The sequence below is a fragment of the Candidatus Poriferisodalis sp. genome, assembly GCF_965237655.1.
Classification (GTDB): domain Bacteria; phylum Actinomycetota; class Acidimicrobiia; order Acidimicrobiales; family Poriferisodalaceae; genus Poriferisodalis.
Window position 1 is genome coordinate 1,487,282 of record NZ_CBDEGB010000001.1, and the last position, 24,327, is coordinate 1,511,608.

The following is a 24,327-nucleotide window of genomic DNA, read 5'->3' on the forward strand; positions in this document are numbered from 1 at the left end:
GGAGGGCGGTCGGCTCAGTGCGTTGCCGACGACCAAGGATCGGCGCTGTCAGTGGTCAGGCCGTAGCGCTTGATGGCCTCGGCCGCCGCAGTCGCGTCGATCTCGCCGAGCTCGGCAAGGCGCCACAGCACCGCCACTGTGATGTGCTCGGCGGTCACCTCGAAGTGCTCCCGCAGCCGGCTGCGAGTGTCGCTGCGACCGAAGCCGTCGGTTCCCAGCGAGGTGTAATCGCGGCCGATCCAGCGTGACACCTGGTCGGGCACGGCTCGCATGAAGTCGGTCACGGCCACGACCGGCCCGGAGCCGTCGGCCAGCTGCCGGGTCACGAACGGCACCTGCTGGGGATCGTCGGGATGCAGCGTGTTCCACCGCTCGCACGACAGCGCCTCCTCGCGCAGCGCTTTGTACGAGGGGGCACTCCACAGGTCGACGCCGACGTCGTGCTCGGCGGCCAGCAGGTCGGCTGCCGCCCGGGCAGCACCTTGCGCTGAACCCGAGAACAGGATGGTGCCGGCGTGCGAGCGGCCTTCCGGAGCAGGGGCAAAGCGATACAGCCCAGCGAGCAGATCCGATGTCGAGAGGTCGTCCGGCTCAGGAGGCTGGATGTAGTTCTCGTTGTAGATCGTCAGGTAGTAGAAGATGTCCTCGCCCACGCCGTACATCCGCCGGATCCCGTCGCGCACGATCATCGCCAGCTCATAGGCGAACGCCGGATCGTAGGCCTGGCACGGCGGCACGACCGAGGCCAGCAGCGGCGAGTGGCCGTCCTGGTGCTGCAGGCCCTCGCCCATCAGCGTGGTGCGTCCGGCCGTGGCCCCCATGAGGAAACCGCGACCCCTCATGTCGGCCAGCGCCCAGATCATGTCGCCCACACGTTGGAAGCCGAACATCGAATAGAAGGTGTAAAAGGGCACCATCGCCACGCCGCGGACGGCATAGGAGGTGGCGGCGGCGGTGAAGCTGGCCAGCGCCCCGGCCTCGGTGATGCCCTCCTCGAGGATCTGGCCGTCGATGTGCTCGGTGTATGACAGCAGCAGGTCGTGGTCGACGGGCTCGTACAGCTGGCCCTGGCTGGCGTAGATGCCGAGTTCGCGGAACAGCGAATCCATGCCGAACGTGCGGGCCTCGTCGGGAATGATCGGCACCACACGGTCGCCGAAGCCCGGCTCTCGCGTCATCGCCCGCAGCATCCGGGTGAAGGCCATGGTGGTCGACACCGCCATCTTGCCCGAGCCCGCCGAGAACTCCTCGAACGGCTTCGAGCTCGGCATCGGCAGTGCCTTGCGGGACCAGTTGCGGATGCGCTTGGGCAACGGGCCGCCCAGAGCCTTGCGGCGGGCCACCAAGTACTCGTGCTCGGCGCTGCCGGGCTGGGGGCGGCAATAGGGCGGATCGTCAGGGTCGAACTCGGCGTCGATCTCGTTGTGGAGCCGCAAGCGCTCCCGGATGGTCATGAGCTGGGTCCGGGTCAGCTTCTTGATCTGGTGGGTGGCGTTGCGTGCTTCGAGGTCAGGCCCCAGTGACCAGCCCTTCACGGTCTTGGTCAAGATGACGGTCGGGCTGCCCTCGTGCTCGACCGCCGCCTGGTAGGCCGCGTACAGCTTCTTGTAGTCGTGACCGCCTCGGGGCAGGGTCTGCAGCTCCTCGTCGGAGAGGTGCTGGACCATCTCTCGCAACCGGGGATCGGGCCCGAAGAACCGCTCGCGGATGTAGGCCCCGCTTTCCACCGAGTAACGCTGGTACTCGCCGTCGATGGTCTCGTTCATCTTGTTGAGCAGAACGCCGTCACGGTCGCGGGCCAGCAAGTCGTCCCAGCGGCCTCCCCAGATCACCTTGATGACGTTCCAGCCCGAGCCGCGGAAGTTGGCTTCGAGTTCCTGGATGATCTTCCCGTTGCCCCGCACGGGCCCGTCGAGCCGCTGCAGGTTGCAGTTCACGACGAAGATGAGGTTGTCGAGCCGCTCTCGGGCTGCGAGGTGCAGCGCCCCGAGCGTCTCGGGCTCGTCGGTCTCGCCGTCGCCCACAAAGCACCACACCTTCGACTCGGCCGTGTTGTCGATACGACGGTTGTGCAGGTAGCGGTTGAAGCGGGCGTGGTAGATCGCCATGATCGGCCCGAGGCCCATCGAGACCGTCGGGAACTCCCAGAAGTCGGGCATGAGACGCGGATGGGGGTACGACGACAGACCGGTGCGGCCGATCTCGCGCCGGAAGTGCTCGAGGTCGGTGTCGTCGAGGCGGCCCTCGAGATAGGCCCGGGCGTAGATGCCAGGTGCGGCGTGGCCCTGGATGTAGATGTGGTCGCCGGGCTCGCCGTCGTCCTTGCCTTGCCAGAAGTGGTTGAAGCCCACGTCATAGAGCGCCGCGGAGCTGGCAAACGTGGACAGGTGGCCGCCGATGCCGTCGGCCCACGAGTTGGCATGGGTGACCATTGCGACGGCGTTCCAGCGGATGAAGGCTCGCAGGCGCTTCTCGATCCCTTCATCGCCCGGGAACCACGGCTCGTCTTCGGGGGCGATGGTGTTGATGTAGGGGGTCGAGACAGTTGCAGGGAAGTCGACCTGCAGCTCGCGGGCCTTGGACATCAGACGCCGGATCAGAAAGCGTGCCCGGTTCTTGCCCCGTTCCTCGACAACCGCTTTGAACGACTGCAGCCAGTCGTCGGTCTCGTCGGGATCGATGTCGGGGATCTGCTCATGCAACCCGTCAAAGAGCATGGGTTCTAGTGTCGCACTTGGATGAGTCCCCAGCCGAACGCCCAAGCCCGCGAAGTCTTCACTGACGGGTCGTGCCTGGGTAATCCGGGACCGGGCGGCTGGGCGTACGTGATTGACGGCGGGCCGTGGGCGTGCGGTCACGAACCCAGGACAACGAACCAGCGGATGGAGGTCACCGCTGCGGCTCAGGCCGTCGAGGTGCTGGACGGGCCGCTACGTATCATGAGCGACTCCACCTACGTGGTGAAGTGCTTCACCGACGAATGGTGGAAGGGCTGGCACCGGCGCAATTGGCTGAACACCGCGAAGAAGCCGGTGGCCAACCGAGACCTGTGGGAGCCGTTCATCGATGCCGTGCTGGCGCGGGGCGACGTCGAGTTTGCTTGGGTGAAGGGTCACGCCGGCCAGCGGTTGAATTCCGCTGCCGATGCCCTGGCCGTGCACGCTGCGAGCGCTGGTGCCGGGCTCCGGGGCAAGCGATTCGACGATGACGTGCTCGATCAGCTCGCTGACGGGCGGTCGGGGTCGCACGGCTCCCCGAAGGGCACCGTCAGCACCGACGAGCCGACATCGGGGAACCGGGAAATCGCCGGTCACGTCGTGACCGTGCTCGGCCACCGGCCGCCGGAGCTCGGCGGGTACAACGAGAACCCGATCTTACGCAAGGTGCTCCGGCAGCTGAGCGACGTACTCGCTGCCAAGCGCCAGATGCATCCTGATCTCGTGGTCGCGACGGGCCTCGGGCTTGGTGCCGAGACACTGGGTGCCGAGGCTGCGCTGGCGGCTGGTGTGCCATATGCCGTGGTGCTTGCATTCGAGGGCGTCGAACGACGGTGGCCGGGGCCGTCGCGTCAACGCTTCGCCGAGCTCCGCCAGCAAGCAGCCCACGAATTCATGCTCGGTGCCAAGTCACCAGTCGACGGCGAGGCGTTCGGCAAGGCGATGCGGCGGCGGGACACGTGGTTCATGCACAACTGCGACGAAGCGATCCTCGTTCGCCGAGCCGGCGACCGCACGCTGGCGGACCTGCACCGGCGCCTGGAAGAAGCGCTCGGCGGGGACGTGTGGGTCATCGAGCCCGACTAGCAGCAGCGGGCCATCCGGGCCGGTTGCTCAGGCGGCGTTGTCAGCGTCTGTGTCGGGGGTCGCGGCGGGAGGCGTCTCGACGATGGCTGCCAGTCGCTCGAGCGTGACTTCCATGGACGGCACGTTCTTCTTGTGAGCTCCCACAAGTTCGATGCTGCGCGGCCAGCGTGCAGTTCCCCATTCAAAGGTCTCGCGCACCAGCGTGCCGTCGTCGTCGGAGGGCTCGAGCTCGTATCGCCAGCGTTGCCCCTGCCAGTGCGCCCACGCGATCAGCCGGTTCTCCTCGAACTCCAGGACCCGGTTCTTGGTGGGGTACGTGACGCCGAGACGCACTCGCATCGAAAATGTGCTGCCGAGCGTCAATGGGGTGTTGCTGCTGGTCGCCCGAACCAGCCTCCCCGAGCCGTCGATCTCGCAGTGACGGCTGGCATCGGCTAGCACCGCAAAGATCGCCTCAGCCGGTGCGGCGATGTGGCGCTCGACGCTGACGCTGCGCTGCTCGCTCTTGGCCATGGCTTCGGTCAGGCCGGCGACAGAGCGTCGGTGACGATTTCGCCAGGAATATGGCCCTGGCCGCGCTCAGTAGTGCCGTCGGCTCGTACGAGCATCCAGGTGGGTTGGGACCGTACGCCGAACGCGTCCCACAGATCTCCGCTCTCGTCACCGAAGTGAGGCATCTGCTCGAGCCCGTGAGAGCTCACGAATCCCTCGAAGGCAGCAATGGAGTCGTGCGCGGCAACGCCCACGATCACCAAGTCATCCCCGTGTTCTGCTTTCAGCTCTGCGACCGCAGGAGCTTCTCTCCGGCAGGCCGGTCACCACGGAGCCCAGAACCACAGCAGCACGTCGTTGCCTACCGCAGCAGCCAGCTCGAAGGGCTGCCCATCAACCTGGCTCGTGTCGAGCAGGAGGATCTCGGGCCGGGTTTCGGCCGCTGAGGCGCTCTCGTCTGCCGATGATCCTTCAGTGGCGGAGGCATTTGCGCCACCGTCGGCTGCTGCGGGTTCGACGCTTTCGGCGGCAGATGCCGGTTCGACGCTTTCAGCGGCAGATGCCGATTCGACACTTTCAGCAGCGGCTGCGCTCGAAGGCTCGTATGTCTCGGCGACATCCGTCGGAGACGCTGTCGAAGACGCGTCTTCGCTCGCGCCGCAACCCACCAGCACGACAAGGCTGACGGCGCATGCGGCCACGGCGTGCCGAGCGGATGGTGTCACGGTGCGAATGCTACCGCTGAGGCCACGGGGTCTCGGTCGAGATCGTGGCTACATTCGGCACGGTGAGCACCCGGGCGTTGATCACAATGGCGTTGGTCACGGCACTAGCGATACTCGTCGCGTTCGCAATCCGGGTGCTGGTGCCGTTCTGAGGCGTTCGGCGCCGGTCTGGACAGATGATCGCCCCGGTGCAAACGGCTGAGCCTTGAGGCGTACCCTCGTCGCGCGATGGCAGATGAAGCGAATTCCGGCGAATCGAGCGCCCCTGTTCGTTACGACCTCGTCGTGATCGGCGGCGGGCCCGCGGGCTACGGGGCGGCGCTGTATGCCGGCGCGGCGGGCATGAAGGTCGCGCTGGTGGAGCGGGACCGGCTGGGCGGCACGTGCTTGCACCGGGGCTGCATACCCGCCAAGGAGTTGCTTGAGACGGCAGCCGTGTGGCGCACGGTGAGCGAAGCAGCCGAGTTCGGCGTGAACACCGAGCCGCCCGAGCTGGACTTCAGCGTCTCGCAGGGCCGCAAGCAACGCATCGTGGACGGCCTCGAGGCCGGGGTGAAGGGGCTGCTGCGGCGCCGCAAGGTCGCGGTGCACGAAGGGACGGGCCGGCTGGCCTCCGACCGGTCGGTCGCGGTGCGCAACGGCGAGTCCGAGACCCAGACGCTGCATGGAGACCACGTCTTGCTGGCGGCAGGCTCGGTGCCCATCACACTGCCGGGATTCGATCGCGATGGAACGCTCGTCATGACTTCGGATGAAGTCTTGGCGCTGGACGAGGTGCCAGGTCGCGTCGCCGTGATTGGCGGCGGGGCCATCGGCTGCGAGTTCGCTTCGATGCTGGCCGACCTCGGCGCCGATGTGACCGTGCTCGAGTACGCGCCGCAGATCATTCCCGGCGTCGATGGGGACATCTCCAAGGCCTTGACCCGGGCGTTTGCCAAGCGGGGCATCAACGTGCGGACGGGCTGCGGGGTCACCGGTCACTCGCCGCTGGATGGCGGCGGCACGACCGTGCGATACACGACAGCTGCGTCAGAGGGCGACGACGCCGATACGGCCGAGCTGGAAGTGGACGCCGTGGTGGTATCGGTGGGACGGCGGCCGTACCCAGACCACCTCGGCCTCGATGACACCGAGGTCACGCTCGACGAGCGGGGCTTCGTCGTCGCTGACGAACTCTGCCGCACCACGATGTCCGGCGTCTACGCCGTGGGCGACCTCATCAATACGCCGCAATTGGCCCATGTCGGCTTCGCAGAGGCGATCGTGGCGGTGAAGGACATCCTGGGCGAGGACCCCGCGCCGGTGGACTACCCCAATGTGCCGTGGGCGATCTACTGCCATCCCGAGGTGGCCTTCACCGGGCTGTCCGAAGCGGCGGCTCGCGAAGCCGGCTATGAGGTGGTGTCGTCCAAGCACCGCTACAGCGGCAACTCCCGGGCGATGATCGTCAACGACACCGAGGGCCTCGTCAAGATCGTGGCCGAGCGTGATGCCGACGGCACCGCAGGGCGCGTGCTCGGCGTTCACATGATGGGGCCATGGGTCACCGAGCAGCTCGGTCAGGGCTACCTGGCGGTCAACTGGGAGGCCACGGTCTCCGAGGTGGCCGCATTGGTGCAGCCGCATCCAACGCTGTCCGAGCTGTTCGGCGAGACGATGATGGCGCTCACAGGTCGGGGACTCCACGGATGAGCCGGCGTGCGGGCACCCGACGCCGACCGAGGCAGCGATATGGCTGACCTGGTGCTGCCGCAACTCGGCGAGACGGTCACCGAAGGGACCATCACCCGCTGGTTCAAGGGCATCGGCGACTCGATCACGGTGGGCGAGGTGCTCTATGAGGTGTCCACCGACAAAGTGGACAGCGAGGTGCCGTCGCCCATGGAGGGGGTCATCAGCGAGATCCGGGTGCCCGTGGGCGAGACGGTGGACGTCGGGACGGTGCTGGCCATTGTCGAGGTAAGCGAGGGTGCCGTCGTGCCGCCGCCTGTTGCGCCCGTCGCCGACACCGGCGCGGCCGCAGCCGCCTCACCCGCTCCGCCGCCGGCGGAACCGGCACCCACAGCAGAATCTGCGGCCCCAGTGGCCGCAGCCGCTGCGGCCGCGTCGACCGATGGCTCAACCAGCGGTTCGGCACGCAATGGAGGTGGTCGGCTGCTGTCTCCGGTGGTGCGGCGCCTCGTACGAGAGCACAGCTTGGATCCCGCTGCACTGGTCGGCTCAGGTGTAGGCGGTCGCATCACCCGGTCCGATGTGCTCAACGCCATCGACGAGCGGCAGCGCTCGGCGGCTGCAACCGCCCCGACTGCAGCAGCGAGAGCAACATCGCCAGCAGGCGAACGCGCCGCCGCTCCGAGCTCGCCTTCGGTGCCGGCACCGGTAGCTGCTGCTGCCGCCGCTGAGTGGACCGACGGCGACTCACGTTTCGAAGCATTCAACAACATCCGGCGCCGGACCGGCGAACACATGGTCAACTCGGTCGCCACCTCGCCCCACGCTCTCACCGTTGTCGAAGTCGACTACGAGAACGTCGAGCAGGTGCGCCGGGCGCACCGCGAAGCGTGGCGAGCATCAGAGGGATTCAGCCTCACCTACCTGCCCTTCATCGTCGTCGCCGTGGCCGACGCATTGGCTCACTGGCCCCGCCTCAACTCCTCGGTGGAAGACGGCGGGCTGCGCATCCGGCGACGTCGCAACATCGGCGTTGCCGTCGACCTCGATTACGACGGCCTCATCGTTCCGGTGCTGCGGGACGCCGACTCGCTGAGCTTGCGAGGGGTCGCCCGCACCATGAACGAACTCGCGACGCGGGCCCGCGAGCGACGCCTGACGCCCGACGACATCACCGGCGGCACCTTCACCATCTCCAACAACGGCTCGTTCGGCACCTACACGACCGCGGCAATCATCAACCAACCCCAGGTTGCGGTGCTCTCGACCGACGGCGTTGCCCGCCGCCCGGTCGTGGTCGCAGATCGATTCGGCAATGAGAGCATCGTGGTGCACTCGGTAGGCCACTTGGCGATGGGCTGGGATCACCGTGCGTTCGACGGCAGCTATGCAGCTGGATTCTTGGGGCACATCCGTCAGATGCTGGAACAGCACGACTGGGGAGCGGAGCTCTAGTCCGATGCTTCAGGTGCGGTGGCTGGGGCGGGTTCGCTTCCGCGAGGCGCTGGATTTGCAGCGACGCCTGTGGACGCACAGCGTGGATGACTACTTGCTGCTGCTCGAACACGATCACGTCTTCACGGCGGGCCCGAGTGCCGACGAGGCGAATTTGCTGGTCGATCCGGCTGAGGTCGGCGCCGACTGCGTGCGTATCGATCGTGGCGGCGACTTCACCTACCACGGTCCCGGCCAGCTCGTCGGCTATCCGATCCTGTCCTTGCCAGGCAACCGGGGCGGCGGACTGGCGGAGACTGCTGCGTACGTGTGCGACTTGGAACAAGTGCTCATCGACGCACTGGCAGACCTCGGTCTCACCGGCTGCGGCCGGCTGCGGGGCTATCCGGGCGTGTGGCTCGACCTCGACGGCACGCCTCGCAAGCTCGCCGCGATCGGCGTTCGACTCAGCCGCGGCCGCACCATGCACGGCTTCGGGCTGAACGTCGACACCGACTTGTCGTGGTTCGAGCGGATCATCCCGTGCGGCATCCGTGATTTCCGACCGACATCGCTGCGGGCCGAAGGTTGCACGGCGACGATGCGCGAGGTGGTGGACGCGGTGGTCCGGCGTGCAGCCGAACGGTGGTCGCCCACAGGCTTCGAGCGTGCAGATGTGGCGTGGCGGCACCGCCCGTCCGATCTCAGCGCCTTCAGCCGTGGCCTTGGTCCCGGTCAGGTCGAGATCCCTCCGCCGCGTAGCCGAGCCAGGTTGACAGAAGCCGGGGTGAACGGCGGTCTCGGTCTCGCCGAGCGGAAGCCGCCGTGGCTGCGAGCCCGCATGGACCCCAATGAGGGTTACCTGCGGCTGCGCCGGGCGATGCGCCAGCACGACTTGGTGACGGTGTGCGAGGAGGCGGGCTGCCCGAACATCTTCGAATGCTGGGGTGCGGGCACAGCCACCTTCATGCTCAACGGGGAGCGGTGCACGCGGGCGTGCGGTTTCTGCTTGGTCGACACCCGCCTGCCGGCGCCGCTCGATCCCGGTGAGCCTCGCCGGGTGGCCGAAGCGGTCGCCGAGATGAATCTCGGCCACGCCGTCGTCACCGCGGTTGCCCGGGATGATCTGCCCGACGGCGGGGCGGCTGCGTTCGCCGAGACCATCGCGGCGATCAAGGCGCAATCGCCAAGCACGACAATCGAGGTGCTGGTGCCCGATTTCGGCGGCGATGCCGCGGCCCTCCAGACAGTCCTCGACGCAGGCCCCGACATCCTGAACCACAACATGGAGACCGTGGCCCGGCTGCAGCGAGCCGTTCGCCCATCGGCGGGCTATGCCCGCAGCCTGGCGGTGCTGGCCCGCAGCGCTTCGGCCGGGCTCGTCACGAAATCGGGCATCATCGTCGGCATGGGCGAGGACGATGCCGAAGTCGACGTCACCTTGGCCGATCTCGCGGCAGTTGGGGTCAGCATCGTGACGATCGGCCAGTACTTGCGGCCGACCAGCCACCACATCCCTATCGCCCGCTGGGTGCCGCCTATCTCGTTCAGCCGTTGGCGAGAGGTCGGAATTGCTTTGGGGCTTGATCACGTTGAGTCCAGCCCGCTGACCCGTTCCAGCTACCACGCCGCCGAATCGGCCTCAGCCGTGCAGCTCGGACCAAGCCGCCAGCAAGTGCCGGCGTAGCGCGCCAGACCCAGGCAACCTGAAACATTCCGCGTAGCGAAGCTGAGGCTTACCTATGCTGCCGACAGGTTTCGAACCCGACTGGTTTGGTGAGGTCGCGTGGCGGCAGTTGTCGATGATCTGCTTGCGGCCGGGCCGCTGACGCGTGCCGAGCAACGCCGCATCGCGCAGACCGAGGGGCTGACCGCGGATTGTCGTTCGGAGCTTGGCCAGTACTTCACACCCGCCCCCATAGCGAGACTGCTGGCCGACATGTTCGAACCGCCGGAGGGACGGGTACGCGTGCTGGACCCCGGTGCCGGTGTCGGTTCGCTCTCGGCTGCGCTGGTTGAACGAGCAGCCAGCGAGGGATGGCGATGCTCGTTGGACGTGACGGCAGTGGAAGTCGACGGTCGCCTGCTGCAAGGTCTCGAAGCGACACTCAGCGACTGCTGCGATGTGATGCCCTCTGCACAGGGTCGTGCTGTGAATTCGGATTTCCTGACATGGGCCGCGGCCCACGCAGCGCCTGAGGTGTTTCAGCAAGAGCTTCAGCAGTTCGATCTCGTCATCATGAACCCGCCGTACGGCAAGCTGCGCACGGCTTCGTCGACTCATGAACGGCTTCGACGTCTCGGCATTCGCACGAGCAACCTGTATTCGGCCTTTGTCTGGCTCGCCAGCCGCTTGCTCGCTCCCAGTGGTCAGCTGGTCGCGATCACCCCTAGGAGTTTCTGCAACGGGTCGTATTTCAGGTCATTCCGGAATGCCCTGCTGGACGACTGCGCGTTACGGGATATCCACGTCTTCGAATCCCGCGACGCTGCATTTCGCGACGGTGCGGTGCTGCAAGAGAACATCATCTTCAGGATCGTTCGGTCCGCTCAGCGCCCGCCGGTGCAGATCGCCGTCAGTTCGGGCTCGGGTCTCGACGAACCCCGCCGACATGAAGTCAGTGCCGACTCAGTCGTCCACCCGAAGGATCCACGTCTCTTTATTCGCATACCCGAGGACCGCGCGAGCGTCGTGCTGGCAGAGCACCTAGGAGGCCTCCCGCAGACGCTGGCGGGATTGGGTGTCACAGCCTCGACAGGCCGGGTGGTGGACTTCCGGTCGCGGGAGCACTTACGTGAAGACTGCGACGGCGACGCGATCCCGTTGATCTACCCCGGACACTTGCGGCGAGGCAGGATCAACTGGCCGGGTGAATCCAACTCCAAGCCGTGCGCGATTGCGGTGTCGCCGGCAACCGAAGGCATGTTCCTGCCATCGGGTGACTACGTGCTGGTCAAGCGCTTCTCATCAAAAGAGGAACGCCGACGCGTCGTGGCGGCAGTGCTTGAACACGCGGATTTGCCGAGCGATGTCGTCGCCATGGAGAATCACGTCAACGTGCTGCACGTCTCGAACCGAGGCATGGAACGCGATCTCGCATGGGGATTGGCGGCCTACCTCAACTCGACGGCTGTCGACCTGTTCTTCCGGCAGTTCAACGGGCATACACAAGTGAACGCTGCCGATTTGGAGTCGCTTCGATATCCGGACGTTCCGTCCCTCCTGGCCTTGGGTGCCGAGGCACGCTCAGCTAATTTCGAGCAGGCAGCCACAGACTTGCTGGTGGAACGCCACGTCCCGGCTCTCGAAGGTGTCCGGTGAACCACCAGATCACCCAGCGCATCTCCGAGGCGCAGTGGATTCTCAAGGAACTCGGATTCCCTCCTGCGCAGAGCAACGAGCGCTCTGCACTTGCCTTCCTCGCGCTTCTTGACGTGAAGCCCGACATGCCGTGGGCGGCGGCGAGCACCCCGCTGCGGGGCATCACCGAGATGATGAAGTTCATGCGCGTCCACTACGGCAAGGACTATGCGCCCAATACCCGCGAGAGGGTTCGACGCCAGACAATTCACCAGTTCTGCGCAGCCGGTTTGGCTACAAAGAACCCCGACGATCCCGACCGCCCCACCAACAGCGGCAAGACCGTCTACCAGGTCAACGGCATTGCCTGGACGTTGGCCAAGGCGCACGGCACCGACGCTTGGTCAGAACGACTGGACACCTATCTCGAGCGGGTAGGGACGCTCGCCGACCAGCTTGAGCGCCAGCGCCGACTGCGTCGCATTCCGGTGCGTCTGCCTGACGGCAATTCGGTGGATCTGTCGCTGGGAGGCCAGAACCCCCTCATCAAGGAGATCATCCAAGGGTTCTGTCCAAGATTCACGCCCGGAGGAGCCGTTTGGTACATCGGCGATGCCGATGAGAAGTTTGCGGTCTACGACAAGAATGCATTCGTGCGTGCTCGTATCAGTGTTCCCCATCACGGCAAGATGCCCGATGTCATCGTCGAGCATGTGGACGAGTCGTGGCTCGTCGTTGTCGAGGCCGTGACATCTCACGGACCCATCGATCCGAAGCGCCGAGCCGAGCTGGACCAGCTCTTGCAATCGTCGCGTCTCGAACTCGTCTTCGTCACAGCGTTCTCAGATCGCGCAACCTTCCGTCAGTACGTCGCAGACATCGCATGGGAAACCGAAGTCTGGATTGCCGAATCGCCTGATCATCTCATTCACTTCGACGGATCCAAGTTCTTGGGTCCATACGACTGAGATTGGCCCCTAGTGGGTGAGGGTGCGCCCGTCGATGTGGCCACGGTGATGTGCCAGTGGGCCGCAGGGGGACTGGCGTACCTGTGGGTGACCACACGGCGAGGCGAAGTAGGGCTCGGCTATGGCTGGCTTCTGCGGTCGCTGTACGGGGCGATCGCCGTCATCGCGGCCGTCACGGGATTCGTGTTCCAGCCCGATGCCGTGCGCGACCTGGCATCCATCGCGATGGCCGCGTGCGCAGGCGCGACGCTCTTGCGCTCGGCACTGCCCAACGTGCCCGCAGCGGGCCCCCGGGAGCCAGCCGGAGGCATCGACAGCGACGGTGCAGCACCAGCTGATACCTCCCCGAGGAGGACGATCGAGGGCTTCGACCCGCGCTGGGATCTTGCGGCACCGCTCGCTGGCGTGGTGGGCGTGGTGGCTGCGGGACTCGGCGCCAGCGGAGACATCAACCCGGTTCTGCACCTCGCGCGCGTCGTCGCCGGGGCAGCCTTCCTCGGCGTGGTCAGCAATTCGATGCTGCTGGGCCACTGGTATCTGGTGCAGCCAGGCCTGCGCCGGGAGCCGCTGCGCGGGCTCGTGCGGCATCTCGGCGCCATCTGGCCGGTCGAAGTGGGTTTGCTGTTGCTGCCCACCGGCATGGTCTCGGTGCTCAGCGGGAGCATCGACGACGGCTACGGCGGGCTGCTGGGCTGGTTCTGGGTTGCCTGCGCCGTCACCACGGTGGCGCTCGCCGCGGTGGCCATGGCCGCGCTGCGCGAGCGCCAGTACGCAGCCGTCATGGCTGCCACCGGGCTGCTGTACCTTGCGATCCTCACCGGCTTTGGCACCGACCTCGTCGCTCGACTCACCCTCGCCGGCTAGCGGTTGGTGTCTCGTCCCGCTGGCTCAGCACCTCGATGGGGGTGTAGCCAGGTCGACGACGGCATAGCCGCCAGTGGATCGCTGGGCGGATTCAACTGGTCGTTGCGACACCTTGATTGTGGGGGTGTGGGATGGGGACGATGCGGGAGCGCCAGCGGGAGGTGCAGTTGTATCGGGGCCAGGTGCTGTCGCCGGGGCGGCCGACGGTGGCGTGGCGGCAGGATCGGGTCAGGTTCTGGGCGGCGATCGCGGGTAGCGCGAAGACCGAGGTCACGGCGGTGGAGGCTGGGGTGTCGTCGCCGGTCGCGTTTAGGTGGTTCCGTCATGCTGGCGGGGTGAATCCTTGTCTGTGCCCGACGGTGTCGGGCCGCTGTCTGTCATCCTCGGAGCGGGAGGACATCGCGCTGTTTCGGGCTCAGGGTCTCGGTGTGGGTGAGATCGCGCGGAGGCTCGGTCGGAGTGCGTCGGGGGTCTCGCGGGAGCTTCGCCGCAACGCGTCGACGAGAACGTGGTGTCTCGAGTACAAGGCATCGGTCGCGCAGTGGCACGCCGAGCGGCGCTCCCGGCGACCCAAGCCAGCCAAGCTGGTCGGGAACGAGCGGTTGCGCACGTATGTGGCCGAGCGGCTCTCAGGGGACCTTCGAGACCCACACGGTCGGGTGCTGGGTCCCCAAGGTCCGCGGTGGAAGGGCACCAACAAGCCTCATCGTGGGGACCGCCGTTGGGTGCAGGGCTGGAGCCCGCAGCAGATCTCGAACCGGCTGCGTGTCGATTTCGCCGATGACGGGTCCATGCGGATCAGTCACGAGGCGATCTATCAGGCCCTCTGCGTGGAGGGCCGCGGGGCGCTGCGCCGGGAGCTGGTCGAGCGCACCACCCGCTTCACCATGCTGATCCACCTGCCACGCGAACACGGCTACGGCGTCATCGCCCGCACCAAGAACAGCCTGGCAAGACCCTCGGCCGGCGCACACTCGCCGAAGCCCTCGACGAGCACCTACGCTCCCACCGACAAACCGGTGTTGCGACCACCGATTGAATCCGCCCTTGGAGCGGCGCGTCGCGGCCGTCATGGCTGCCACCGGGCTGCTCTACCTGGCCATCCTCACCGGATTCGGCACCGACCTCGTCGCCCGCCTCACCCTGACCGGTTAGCGCCCCTCAGGTGCCGGTCCATTCGGGCGGGCGCTTCTCCGCGAATGCACGTCCGCCCTCTTTCGCATCGTCGCTGTCGCCCACGATCCTGCGAATCGACTCACCCATGCGCAGGGCCTCGGTCCAGCCCATCCGCTGGCTTCGCCACGCCACTTCCTTGACGGCCCGTACTGCCAGCGGCGCTCCCTGGCACAGGCGCGCCGCCAGCGAACCTGCTTCGTCCATGAGCGTGTCGTGCGGCACGACCTTCCATGCCAGGCCCATCTCGCGGGCGCGTTCGGCGTCGATGTTGTCGCCCGTCAGCAGGATCTCCATGGCGTTCGCCCAGCCGATCTTGTGCGGCATCCGCATCGATCCCACGATGGTCGGCACGCCGATCTTCACCTCGGGCATGCCGAATACGGCGCGGTCCGACGCGATCAGGAAGTCCGCTACCAGTGCCCCTGTTAGCCCGTAGCCGATGCATGCCCCGTTGACGGCCGCAATGACGGGCTTGAACAGTTCAAGACCACTTTCGAGGCTGTTGACGGTCGGGATCTCGAAGTACGACCCCGCCCACGATCCTGCCGAGCCCCGGGTCGGGTCGCGCAGGTCGGCGCCGGCGCAGAATGCCCGCCCGGTGCCGGTCATGATCGCCACCCAGGCATCGGGGTCGTTGTAGAACTCCATCCACGCCGCATTCAGGCATTGGCGCATGTCGCCGTTGATGGCGTTCATGGCCTCGGGCCGGTTGTAGGTGATCGTGGCGATGTGCCCGTCGAGCTCGTACGTGGCAGCCGCGTCGGGATCCGAGGTGTCAGGCACAGGGCCCCTGTAGGAAGGATCGGTCATGCGAGTCGTTCTAGCGCACCCGCTGCGCCGGCTCCCGATGCCGCCCGTTGCCGGGACCCGACGGCGAGTACCGGGCGCGGCTCATGCACACCATCCGGGATCTCACCGCGGACTCCTACGGCGGCTGGAAATTCGTGACCAACCTGCAGGCGGGCGGGGGGCTGTACGCCCAGCGCATCGTTACGCGCAGGCACTACGACCTCGACGCCGCCAAGCAAGAGGCACTCGCGGTCGCAGGCCTCTCCGAGCCGGCTCACTAGCACTGGTGGGCCGGGACGATTTCAGCGGCCTCCCCCATTGACCGGTCAGTTCGAAGCATGGCAGGTACGTTGAGCAGGTGAGCGGCGGCACCGATGACAATGCGGTGATCGTCGAGACATCGGCGCTCACGCAACGCTTCGGGTCGACCGTGGCGCTTGACACGCTGGACGTGCGCATGCGACCCGGAGTCACCGGGCTGGTGGGCGCGAACGGCGCGGGCAAGACCACCTTGCTCAACGCCCTGCTCGGCCTGCGCATCCCGACCTCGGGCTCGGCGACGGTGCTGGGACTGGATCCACGCAGCCAGGGTGCGGCCTTGCGGGCGAAAGTGGGGTTCGCTCCCGAACGTGACGTGCTACCCGACGAGATGCGCGCCGTGGACTTCGTGCGCCATCTGGCACAAGTGCGCGGCCTGCCTCGTAGCGAGGCGCGCACCCGTGCCTCGGACAGCCTGTGGCTGGTCGGCCTGGGCGAGGAGCGCACACGCACGCTCGGCACGATGTCCACCGGTCAGCGCCAGCGGGTCAAGCTGGCACAAGCCATGGCGTCAGATCCTCAACTGGTGCTGCTCGACGAGCCGACCTCTGGGCTCGATCCGACGCAACGCAGCGACATGCTGACCCTGATCGGCGAGATCAGCAACGAGCACTCGGTGAGCGTCGTGCTGTCGTCGCACCTGCTCGAGGAGGTCGAACGGGTCTGCGACCACATCGTGGCACTTGACACGGGTCGCCTAGTTGCCGAAGGGCCGATCGCCGAGCTGATCGGCGACGGCGAGGGCGTCACCTTGGAACTCGTCGACATTGCCGCGCCCTCGGGGTCGGTGGACGCGGTCGTAAGCATGCTGCTTGGTGCCGGCATCGAGGTGGAGCGCTCGGGCGCCACGCTGCGGCTGGGAGGCGTTGACCGCGACGAGCTGTGCGACCGGGCTCGCGACGCGGTAGCGGAAGCAGGAGCGCGTATCCGGCGTCTCGAGACCCGCCGCCGCACCTTGGCCGACCTGTTCGAAGCGTCAGCCATATGAACGACACGAACGACGCCCGCACGATGGTGACCGAAGCCGCCGACGACGCTGCACAGATTCTCGACCAGCGCTACCGGCCCTACAGCGGCCCCCGTCGCGGGCTTGCCGGCGCAATGCGCGCCGTCGTCGGGTCGTCATTCAGGTTCACGCTGGGATTCGGGCGACCGGCGCGCCATAAGTTCCTGCCGTGGCTGGCTGTGGTGATCGCACTGGTTCCTGCCATTGTGTTCGTCGGCATCGCCACCGTGATCGACGTCGACATGATCTCCGAGCAGATCCTGCCCGACTACCACCAGTACTACGGCTTGATTCAGGCGGCGCTGTTCTTCTACTGCGGCATCGTGGTGCCGGAGATCCTGGTCGCCGACCGCCGCAACGGGATGCTGCCGCTGTACTTGTCGACGCCGCTGCGGCTGTGGAGCTATCTCGTCTCGAAGTCGGTCGCGGTGGCCGTGACGTTGGCGGTCATCACCATCGGGCCGCTGCTGTTCCTGCTCATTGCCTACACCGTGGAGGGATCGGGTCCTGATGGGCTGGGGGACTGGCTGATCGTGCTCGTGCGCATCTTGGGTTCCGGCATCGCCATCGCCGCCACCATCACCGCGGCCAGCCTGGCCATTTCGAGCCTCACCGACCGGCGCGCTTTCGCAGTGATCGGCGTCGTCCTGCTCTTGCTGGGCAGCAATCTCGTTACCAGCGTGCTCGTCGAAACCGCCGAGCTCGACGCACGGGTGTACGCGTTCAACCTCGGCGAAATCGGTGCGGCGCTGAAGGACCGCATCTACGGCGTCGGTCCGCCGCCCCCGTTGGGGGCAGGCGAAGGGTCGCCGGGCCAGCGCCTCAGCGAGCTGTCGACGATCTTCGTCGTGGCGGTGAACGCGGCTTGGGTCGCAGCAGGCGCGGCAGTGGTCTGGTGGCGCTACCGGCGGATCGAGGGGAGCTGATGAACGCGCGCCCCCGTCCGGTGCCCGCACCCGAACCCGACTCGACGACCGGACGGCCCTCGCCCAGCAGCGGATCCGCTGACCCCTCGACGGACTCCCCGAATGACGCCACGCCCTCCGGCATGGTCGAGGTGTATGGAGTGTCGAAGTTCTTCGGTGACGTGGTGGCCGTGTCGGACGTGACGTTCACGGTTCGCGCCGGCGTCACCGCGCTGCTCGGTCCCAACGGTGCGGGCAAGTCGACGCTCTTTCGCATGATGTGCGGGCTCACCCCGCCATCGCGTGGAACGGTGCGAGTGCTGGGAGCCGACGCCCGGGGAGATCGCGACGTGCGAGGCCGCATTGGTCTCTCGCCCCAGCAGGACGCCCTCTTCGACCGGCTCGACGCACTCGACTTCGTGAGCATTGCCGCGGCAACCCAGGGCGTGGCTGACCCGAGAGCTGCCGGACGCCATGCGCTGGGAGTTGTCGAACTCGACCCGGACGATCATCGGCCGGTGTCGGGCTATTCCAAGGGCATGCGCCAGCGCACCAAGCTGGCTGCCGCACTCGTCCACGATCCTGAGGTGCTGATTCTGGACGAGCCGCTCAACGGCCTCGATCCAGTCCAGCGACGTCGCATGATCGAACTGCTCGAGGGCTTGGGCGCGCAGGGACGCTGCGTGCTCGTGTCCTCGCATGTGCTCGAAGAGGTCGCTCGCCTGGGGTCACGCATCCTGGTGATCGCCCAAGGCCGTCTGGTGGCGAGCGGCGATTACCGCGATCTCCGGGAGCTGATGGACGATCGCCCGCACCGCATCAGCATCGAAGCAGACCAGCCTCGTGCTCTCGCCGCTGCGCTTGTCAGCTCGGGCACCGTCGTGGGCGTGCGCATCAACGGCGATGTGGTGGTGGCAGACACGCTGGACGTGGATCGGCTCGGGCGTGAGATAGCGCCATTGGCGAAGGGCCTCGGCACCCGTCTGCGACGCGTCATACCGCTGGACGAGGACCTCGAATCGGTATTTCGCTACCTGGTGGAACGACGATGAGCGAAGCCATCGACACGGCGCAGACGACCGTGCAACGCCGTCGTGTCGGATCCGTACGGGCGACTGTGCTGTGCTACCGAGTCCTGATCCGCCAGATCGTGACGGCCGGCCGGCTCGCGGCGCTCGCCGCTCTCGGAGCAATCATGATCGTGGTCGGCTGGGTCGCGGGGATCGCTGCGGCTGACCGGGACCTCAGCGCAGCGGAGATGTTGCGTGACGGGGCGGGCTACGCCGATGCGTTCGGCTTGATCGTGATCGTCCCGATCGTGTCGTTGGTGTTCGCCGCGGCCTCGCTGGGTGATGCCCGCGATGACGGCACGCTCGTGTACTTGTGGCTGCGTCCGATGGGTCGCGCGCCTGTGGCAGCCGCCGCGGCCGCGGTCGCCATGACGGCGGCGCTGCCGCTGTGCGTTGCACCGACGGTGCTGGGGGGCTGGCTGGCATCAGGCGGCGCCGCAGGGTCGGGAGACCTTGCAGTCGGGATCTTGGCTGCGGCGGCGCTGGGAACGGTGGCGTATTCGTGCTTGTTCGTGCTCGTCGGGCTGCTGTTCCGCAAGGCGGTGCTGTGGGGGATCGCCTACGTGCTGCTGTGGGAAGGATTGGCGGTCGGTCTCGGCGAGTTCGCTGCGCGGCTCTCGCTGCGCGGCTATGCCCGTTCGGTGCTCGCCCAGATCGCCGACGTCGACCTGGGTTTCGATCCCAACCGTGGGGTCACGGCCATCGTGGTGCTCGCCTGCGTGTCGGTCGCGAGCCTCGGTCTCGCCGCGTTGCGCCTCAGGCATATCAACGTGGACTAAGGACCCGCGCGGGTAGGTGGCATCCACCGGTCGTTGGTGTGTCTCGCGTTTGATTGCGAGTGCATTCACCCGCCAACGACCAGTGGAGGCTTTCGGGATCATGACACGCGCTATGGACCCAGAGGTGTCAGACGCGATCTGGGCGGCGGTGGAGCCGCTGGTTCCGCCGCCTGATGACTCTCATCCGTTGGGCTGCCACAACCCCAGAATTCCCGACGAGGTGTGCTTTCGGGGGATCGTGATCCGGCTGGTGACGGGCGCGTCGTGGACCGACATCGAAGCGATCATGGGCCGCGTGGTGTCGGACACCACGCTGCGGCGCCGACGCGACGAGTGGATCGCTGCTGGGGTGTTCGAGCGGCTGCGCTGCGAGGCGCTGGCCGCGTTCGACCGAATCATCGGGCTCGACCTGGGTGTCGTGGCGCTGGACGGGTCGATCCACAAGGCGCCCTGCGGCGGCGAAGGGACCGGCAAAAGCCCCGTGGACCGGGGGAAACTGGGCTGGAAATGGTCAGTGGCCGCCGAACGCCACGGCATCCCGATCGCGTGGAGCATCGACGGCGCCAACCGCAACGACGTCGCCTTGCTCGAACCCACCCTCGACGCCGTGAACGCCACCGGGCTGCACCACGACATCGGCACCTTGAGCCTGGACCGCGGCTACGACTACCCCACGGTGCGCGCCGGGCTCGCCGCCCGCGGGATCACCGACCTCGACATCCAACGACGCGGCACCAAACCGCCGCCCGGCACGCCGCACCGGCTCAGCCTCGGGCTTCGCTGGATCGTCGAGGCCACCAACACCTGGTGGTCCAACTACGGGCAGCTGCGGCGCAACACCGACCGCAAGACCATCCACCGCCACGCCGCCCTGTGCCTGGCCACCACCGTCTTGATCACCGCACGCCTCATCGACCACCGCAACCGCTGGGCAAACCAGTGACAAACACACCTACCGGCTCGGCTCCTAAGTGCCTCAGCGGATAGGCGGCGATGCCCGGCAGCCCCGACGGCCTGGACTTTGCGCAGAAATGCCGCCACAGACGGCAAAATTGCACAAAGAAAGCGTGACAGCAACTTTCCGAGACGTCACCTATCCGCGCGGCCTCTCAGAGCCCGAGTTCCCCCAGTGTCGGGTTGACCCGACACAATGTGCGGGTGCGCTTGGTGATCCAGATCCCCTGTCTCAATGAGGCAGAGACGCTGGGTGAGACCCTGAGCGCGCTGCCGCGCCAGGTGGAGGGCTTCAGCGAAGTGCTGTGGCTGGTCATCGACGACGGCTCGACCGATGACACGGTCGACGTGGCATGGACTCATGGCGCCGACGCAGTCGTGAGCCTGACGCAGAACAAGGGGCTCGCGGTGGCCTTTGCCACCGGCGTCGACGCAGCGCTGCGCATGGGTGCCGACGTCATCGTCAACACCGACGGCGACAACCAATACAACGCGGCAGACATCAGCCGGCTCACCGAACCGATCGTGGCGGGTCGGGCCGACCTGGTCATCGGCTCACGGGACATCCGCAATCACCCTGAGTTCTCACCGCTCAAGAAGCGGCTGCAACGACTCGGCTCGTGGACCGTGCGCCAGGCTTCGGCCACCGATGTGGCCGACGTCACCTCCGGATTCCGTGCCTACAACCGGGAGGCGGCGCTCGCAGCGAACGTGGTGTCGCGCTTCACGTACACGCTCGAGACGGTGATCCAGGCCGGCAAGTCGGACTTGGCCGTCACCGATGTGCCGGTTCGGGTGAATCCCACTACCCGCCCGTCCCGGCTCTTCAAATCCAAGCGGCAGTACGTGCGCAGGGCCGCGGGCACCATCGTCCGCGTGTACGCCATGCACGAGCCACTGCGGGTTTTTGCCGTGTTGGCTGCGGGGTTCGCGGCGGTCGGCGTCTTCCTGTTCGCCCGCTTCGGATGGTTCCTGGTGACCTCGGACGGTTCGGGCCACGTGCAGTCGCTCATCATCGGCGCGGTTGCGTTGCTGGTGGCGATGCAGTTGCTGATGCTCGGTGTCCTAGCGGACCTGCTGCGAGCCAACCGGGTGATTGCCGAGCGAACGCTGCGCCGGGTTCGTGCCATCGAGCTCGACGTCGGCACCCTCACTAGTGACAAGCGGGTGGCGGAGGAGAACCCTGCGAGGTTGGAACCTGCTGGATTCCCGGAGCAGGGGGCTCCTCCGCCACCCGCCGCGCCAGGGGGCTCCGCGGCTACGAGATAACGATCACGACGTCGCCGGCGCCCACGGTGTCGCCTGGCGCGACCTTGATCTCGGTGATGGTTCCGGAGCGGTCCGCGTTGATGCTGTTCTCCATCTTCATGGCTTCGAGCACGACCACGCCGTCACCGCTGGTGACCTCTTGGCCGACCTCAACAAGGATCTCGACGATGGTGCCTTGCATCGGGACGGTCACCTGACCCGTACCGGTGCCGGCTGACGCGGCGCTGCTCGCGCGCCTCGGGCGCGCCGAAGCAGTCGCAGCGGTGGCGGACGAGGCGGCCTCGGGCACCCATGCGCTCACCGAGAATCGCTTGCCATCGACCTCGACGACGACGTCGCGCCGCACGCGCGGCATGTCGTCGCTGTCGGATGTGCCACCAGACCCGACGGGGGGCTCGACGTCGGCCTTGCCGCTCACACCACTCAGGTCGAGTTGTTCCTCAACCCATTTGGTGCTGTGGGTGCCGGCCCGGAAATCTTCCGACGCCATGATCACGGTGTGGGCGGCAACAGTTGTCGCAACGCCGCCGATGCTCAATTCGCCCAGCGCCCGCTGCATGCGAGCGATTGCTGTCGGGCGGTCCAAGCCCCACACGATGAGCTTGCCGATGAGGTTGTCGTAGTATTGGCTGATGGTGTCGCCTGCCTCGTACCCGCCGTCCCAGCGAACGCCGAAACCGTCGGGCACACGCAGTGACGTCAGCGACCCGGGTGAGGGCAGGAATCGCCCGCCTGCGGGATCCTCGGCGTTGATACGCGCCTCGATGGCGTGCCCGACCGAGGTCACCTCCGACTGCGTGAACGACAGCGGCTCGCCGGCGGCCACCCGGATCTGTTCGCGGACCAGATCGACGCCGGTCACCATCTCCGTTACCGGGTGCTCCACCTGCAGCCGGGTATTCATTTCCAAGTAGAAGAACTCGCCGTCCTGGTAGAGGAATTCGACGGTGCCTGCGTTCGTGTAGTCGCAGCCTCGGGCAACCGCCACCGCTGCGTCTCCCATCGCCTTGCGAACGGTGTCATCGAGAAGCGGCGCGGGACTTTCTTCAACCAGCTTCTGGTGCCTGCGCTGAGCGGAGCAGTCACGCTCGCCCAGCCAGACGGCGTTGCCGTGATGGTCGGCGATGATCTGCACCTCGATGTGGCGCGGCCAGGTGAGGTAGCGCTCCATGTAGCACTCGTCGCGTCCGAAGAACGCCGCGGCCTCGCGCTGCGCAGACTCCAGCGCGGCTTCGATCTCGTCAGGCCCGCCAACGACCTTCATGCCGCGGCCGCCGCCGCCGTAAGCCGCCTTGATGGCGATGGGGTAGCCATGGGTTGCCCCAAAAGCAGCGACCTCGTCGGTCGAGGTGATCACTTCGGTGGTGCCCGGAACGCCGGCGACCCCGGACCGTTGGGCAGCGAGGCGCGCCGAGATCTTGTCGCCCATCACCTCGATGGCTTCCGGTGGCGGTCCCACGAAGGCCACACCCCGGGAGGTGATGGCCCGCGCGAAGTCGGCGTTCTCGGAATAGAAGCCGTAGCCGGGATGGACTGCGTCAGCCCCGCTGCGGGAGATCACGTCCAGGATTGCTTCGGTGTTGAGGTAGCTCTCGGCTGCCGTCCGGCCGCCGAGGGCGAACGCCTCATCCGCGAGCCGCACATGCATGGCGTCGCGGTCCAGTTCGCTGTAGACGGCGACCGATGAGATGCCCAGCTCGCGGCAGGCCCGTATGACACGCACCGCGATCTCGCCCCGGTTGGCGATGAGGAGCTTGCTGAACACGAATCAGGTCCTAACAGGCCGCGCGGATAGGCAGAACATCGATCGGCGACGTTATTGCGCTCCGCTCCTGTTCGCTACCGATACTGTCGCTGCGTGCCTGCCGAGCAGGATCCGGGGCAGTTCGACTCACCGCACTTCAGCAGTGTCGACGGCACCCGTTTCACCGATGTCGAGTGGCACGACGAGATCGGCTCCACCAATACCGAACTGCTCGATCGGGCCCGACGCGGCGCACCCGAAGGGGTCGTGCTGATCGCGGACCGCCAGACCGCCGGTCGCGGTCGCCGCGGCCGCAGGTGGACGGCGCCGCCGGGCAGCTCGTTGATGATGTCCGTGCTGCTGCGACCGCCAGCGGGTCCGCTGCCTCCTGCTCGTGCGGCCTTGGTGACGCTTGCAGTCGCGCTTGCCACAGCCGACGCATGCGAGCAGACGAGCGGCGTCCGACCCCAGCTGAAGTGGCCCAACGACCTTGTGATCGCTGGCGATACGGGCTTTGGCACAACCCTTCAAGACCGCAAGCTCGCCGGCATCCTGGCTGAGTCCATCAGCACCCAAGGACAGATCACCGCACTTGTTGTGGGCATGGGCCTCAACACCGGGTGGCCGGAGATGCCCGCAGAACTGGACGGCATTGCGACCAGCCTCAACCTGGAATCTGGTGTTCCAGTGGACCGAACGCTGCTGGCGCGCCGGGTGCTTGAGGGACTCGAAGCTCGATACGAGCGCCTCTGCTACAGCGGCGAAGGCGCCAGCGACGCCACCGGGACAACTGAAGTGCTGGAAGAGGCGCGGCAGAATTCGGCCACGCTCGGCCGTCGATCGTTCGCATCTCGTTTGATGCGACAAGGACCTCGCGCGTCCTCGAAGGATTCGCGACTGACCTCGATGCTGAAGGGCGATTGTTGGTCACCGATGACGCCGGCGCTACCCACACAGTGGCTGTCGGCGATGTCGTGCATCTGCGCTCGGCCCACTAGTGGTCGACGCTGGGCGAGACTCTCCTGTGCCCAGACTCGGTGTCGGGTAGAACCGCGCTGC

Annotated in this window: 21 protein-coding genes and 2 pseudogenes; 17 read left to right on the top strand and 6 right to left on the bottom strand. The window is 66.8% G+C overall.

Annotated features, from left to right (window positions below; all coding sequences use genetic code 11):
- Positions 1–14: 14 nt before the first annotated feature.
- Entirely contained in the window at positions 15–2,717 is a 2,703-nt protein-coding gene (gene aceE, locus ACPXYO_RS07210; protein WP_423918248.1) for a pyruvate dehydrogenase (acetyl-transferring), homodimeric type, read from the bottom strand.
- Positions 2,718–2,738: 21 nt separating this feature from the next.
- Here aceE and ACPXYO_RS07215 point away from each other — a divergent pair, with 21 nt between their 5' ends.
- Positions 2,739–3,803, top strand: coding sequence for an RNase H family protein (locus ACPXYO_RS07215; protein WP_423918251.1), 1,065 nt, complete (start codon positions 2,739–2,741; stop codon positions 3,801–3,803).
- Between the two features lie 27 nt (positions 3,804–3,830).
- Here ACPXYO_RS07215 and ACPXYO_RS07220 read toward each other — a convergent pair whose 3' ends face one another.
- From ACPXYO_RS07220 to ACPXYO_RS07230, 3 genes are all read right to left on the bottom strand, one after another.
- Positions 3,831–4,316, bottom strand: coding sequence for an SRPBCC family protein (locus ACPXYO_RS07220; RefSeq protein ID WP_423918254.1), 486 nt, complete (start codon positions 4,314–4,316; stop codon positions 3,831–3,833).
- Between the two features lie 8 nt (positions 4,317–4,324).
- The gene (locus tag ACPXYO_RS07225) at positions 4,325–4,555 is read right to left on the bottom strand and encodes a TlpA family protein disulfide reductase (RefSeq protein WP_423918257.1); all 231 of its coding nucleotides are present in this window, start codon (positions 4,553–4,555) and stop codon (positions 4,325–4,327) included.
- A 63-nt stretch (positions 4,556–4,618) separates the two neighbouring features.
- The gene (locus ACPXYO_RS07230; protein ID WP_423918260.1) at positions 4,619–5,020 is read right to left on the bottom strand and encodes a hypothetical protein; all 402 of its coding nucleotides are present in this window, start codon (positions 5,018–5,020) and stop codon (positions 4,619–4,621) included.
- Positions 5,021–5,248: 228 nt separating this feature from the next.
- Between ACPXYO_RS07230 and lpdA the strand changes: the two genes are divergently transcribed.
- From lpdA to ACPXYO_RS07265, 7 genes and pseudogenes are all read left to right on the top strand, one after another.
- Positions 5,249–6,712, top strand: coding sequence for a dihydrolipoyl dehydrogenase (gene lpdA, locus ACPXYO_RS07235; RefSeq protein WP_423918262.1), 1,464 nt, complete (start codon positions 5,249–5,251; stop codon positions 6,710–6,712).
- 6 nt (positions 6,713–6,718) lie between these two features.
- Positions 6,719–8,146: a dihydrolipoamide acetyltransferase family protein gene (locus tag ACPXYO_RS07240; RefSeq protein ID WP_423918265.1), complete on the top strand. Its 1,428-nt coding sequence runs from the start codon at positions 6,719–6,721 to the stop codon at positions 8,144–8,146.
- A gap of 4 nt (positions 8,147–8,150) precedes the next feature.
- Positions 8,151–9,812: a lipoyl synthase gene (gene lipA / locus ACPXYO_RS07245; RefSeq protein WP_423918267.1), complete on the top strand. Its 1,662-nt coding sequence runs from the start codon at positions 8,151–8,153 to the stop codon at positions 9,810–9,812.
- 99 nt (positions 9,813–9,911) lie between these two features.
- Positions 9,912–11,447 carry an Eco57I restriction-modification methylase domain-containing protein gene (locus ACPXYO_RS07250; RefSeq protein WP_423918270.1) on the top strand — a complete coding sequence of 512 codons (1,536 nt, stop codon included), beginning with the start codon at positions 9,912–9,914 and terminating at the stop codon, positions 11,445–11,447.
- On the top strand, positions 11,444–12,394 hold the full coding sequence (locus tag ACPXYO_RS07255; RefSeq protein ID WP_423918273.1) for a BsuBI/PstI family type II restriction endonuclease: 951 nt from the start codon (positions 11,444–11,446) through the stop codon (positions 12,392–12,394). Before ACPXYO_RS07250 ends, ACPXYO_RS07255 begins: the two co-directional genes overlap by 4 nt.
- A 12-nt stretch (positions 12,395–12,406) precedes the next feature.
- Complete coding sequence (locus ACPXYO_RS07260) at positions 12,407–13,258, top strand: hypothetical protein (RefSeq protein WP_423918276.1); 852 nt, start codon at positions 12,407–12,409, stop codon at positions 13,256–13,258.
- A gap of 131 nt (positions 13,259–13,389) precedes the next feature.
- Positions 13,390–14,229, top strand: a pseudogene (locus ACPXYO_RS07265) (transposase); the annotation flags it as partial.
- Between the two features lie 190 nt (positions 14,230–14,419).
- Here the strand turns inward: ACPXYO_RS07265 and ACPXYO_RS07270 are convergent.
- Positions 14,420–15,244, bottom strand: coding sequence for an enoyl-CoA hydratase/isomerase family protein (locus ACPXYO_RS07270; RefSeq protein WP_423918279.1), 825 nt, complete (start codon positions 15,242–15,244; stop codon positions 14,420–14,422).
- A 47-nt stretch (positions 15,245–15,291) separates the two neighbouring features.
- Here ACPXYO_RS07270 and ACPXYO_RS07275 point away from each other — a divergent pair, with 47 nt between their 5' ends.
- From ACPXYO_RS07275 to ACPXYO_RS07305, 7 genes are all read left to right on the top strand, one after another.
- Entirely contained in the window at positions 15,292–15,504 is a 213-nt protein-coding gene (locus ACPXYO_RS07275; RefSeq protein WP_423918281.1) for a 4-hydroxyphenylacetate 3-hydroxylase C-terminal domain-containing protein, read from the top strand.
- A gap of 77 nt (positions 15,505–15,581) precedes the next feature.
- On the top strand, positions 15,582–16,529 hold the full coding sequence (locus ACPXYO_RS07280; protein ID WP_423918284.1) for an ABC transporter ATP-binding protein: 948 nt from the start codon (positions 15,582–15,584) through the stop codon (positions 16,527–16,529).
- Positions 16,526–17,473 (top strand): ABC transporter permease, encoded by a 948-nt coding sequence (locus ACPXYO_RS07285; RefSeq protein WP_423918287.1) that lies wholly within the window; start codon positions 16,526–16,528, stop codon positions 17,471–17,473. The genes ACPXYO_RS07280 and ACPXYO_RS07285 overlap by 4 nt, the downstream gene beginning before the upstream one ends.
- The gene (locus ACPXYO_RS07290; RefSeq protein ID WP_423918290.1) at positions 17,473–18,504 is read left to right on the top strand and encodes an ABC transporter ATP-binding protein; all 1,032 of its coding nucleotides are present in this window, start codon (positions 17,473–17,475) and stop codon (positions 18,502–18,504) included. The genes ACPXYO_RS07285 and ACPXYO_RS07290 overlap by 1 nt, the downstream gene beginning before the upstream one ends.
- Positions 18,501–19,301: an ABC transporter permease gene (locus ACPXYO_RS07295; protein ID WP_423918293.1), complete on the top strand. Its 801-nt coding sequence runs from the start codon at positions 18,501–18,503 to the stop codon at positions 19,299–19,301. Before ACPXYO_RS07290 ends, ACPXYO_RS07295 begins: the two co-directional genes overlap by 4 nt.
- A gap of 112 nt (positions 19,302–19,413) precedes the next feature.
- Positions 19,414–20,244 (top strand): IS5 family transposase, encoded by an 831-nt coding sequence (locus tag ACPXYO_RS07300; protein WP_423918737.1) that lies wholly within the window; start codon positions 19,414–19,416, stop codon positions 20,242–20,244.
- 215 nt (positions 20,245–20,459) lie between these two features.
- Positions 20,460–21,524, top strand: a complete 1,065-nt coding sequence (locus ACPXYO_RS07305) for a glycosyltransferase family 2 protein (protein WP_423918296.1) — start codon at positions 20,460–20,462, stop codon at positions 21,522–21,524.
- Here the strand turns inward: ACPXYO_RS07305 and ACPXYO_RS07310 are convergent.
- Positions 21,514–23,289 carry an acetyl/propionyl/methylcrotonyl-CoA carboxylase subunit alpha gene (locus tag ACPXYO_RS07310; RefSeq protein WP_423918299.1) on the bottom strand — a complete coding sequence of 592 codons (1,776 nt, stop codon included), beginning with the start codon at positions 23,287–23,289 and terminating at the stop codon, positions 21,514–21,516. The genes ACPXYO_RS07305 and ACPXYO_RS07310 overlap by 11 nt on opposite strands.
- 93 nt (positions 23,290–23,382) lie before the next feature.
- On the opposite strand from ACPXYO_RS07310, the pseudogene ACPXYO_RS07315 reads away from it, so the two are divergent.
- Positions 23,383–24,006: pseudogene (locus ACPXYO_RS07315) on the top strand (biotin--[acetyl-CoA-carboxylase] ligase); the annotation flags it as partial.
- A 110-nt stretch (positions 24,007–24,116) separates the two neighbouring features.
- A complete protein-coding gene (locus tag ACPXYO_RS07320; protein WP_423918740.1) occupies positions 24,117–24,266 on the top strand; it encodes a hypothetical protein in 150 nt (49 codons plus the stop codon).
- Positions 24,267–24,327 lie beyond the last annotated feature (61 nt).

Excerpts from the sequence above, each read along its gene's own strand:
- aceE (WP_423918248.1), bottom strand. The coding sequence starts at position 2,717 with ATGCTCTTTGACGGGTTGCATGAGCAGATCCCCGACATCGATCCCGAC.
- ACPXYO_RS07215 (WP_423918251.1), top strand. The coding sequence starts at position 2,739 with ATGAGTCCCCAGCCGAACGCCCAAGCCCGCGAAGTCTTCACTGACGGG.
- ACPXYO_RS07220 (WP_423918254.1), bottom strand. The coding sequence starts at position 4,316 with ATGGCCAAGAGCGAGCAGCGCAGCGTCAGCGTCGAGCGCCACATCGCC.
- lpdA (WP_423918262.1), top strand. The coding sequence starts at position 5,249 with ATGGCAGATGAAGCGAATTCCGGCGAATCGAGCGCCCCTGTTCGTTAC.
- lipA (WP_423918267.1), top strand. The coding sequence starts at position 8,151 with ATGCTTCAGGTGCGGTGGCTGGGGCGGGTTCGCTTCCGCGAGGCGCTG.
- ACPXYO_RS07270 (WP_423918279.1), bottom strand. The coding sequence starts at position 15,244 with ATGACCGATCCTTCCTACAGGGGCCCTGTGCCTGACACCTCGGATCCC.
- ACPXYO_RS07285 (WP_423918287.1), top strand. The coding sequence starts at position 16,526 with ATGAACGACACGAACGACGCCCGCACGATGGTGACCGAAGCCGCCGAC.
- ACPXYO_RS07290 (WP_423918290.1), top strand. The coding sequence starts at position 17,473 with ATGAACGCGCGCCCCCGTCCGGTGCCCGCACCCGAACCCGACTCGACG.
- ACPXYO_RS07295 (WP_423918293.1), top strand. The coding sequence starts at position 18,501 with ATGAGCGAAGCCATCGACACGGCGCAGACGACCGTGCAACGCCGTCGT.
- ACPXYO_RS07300 (WP_423918737.1), top strand. The coding sequence starts at position 19,414 with ATGGACCCAGAGGTGTCAGACGCGATCTGGGCGGCGGTGGAGCCGCTG.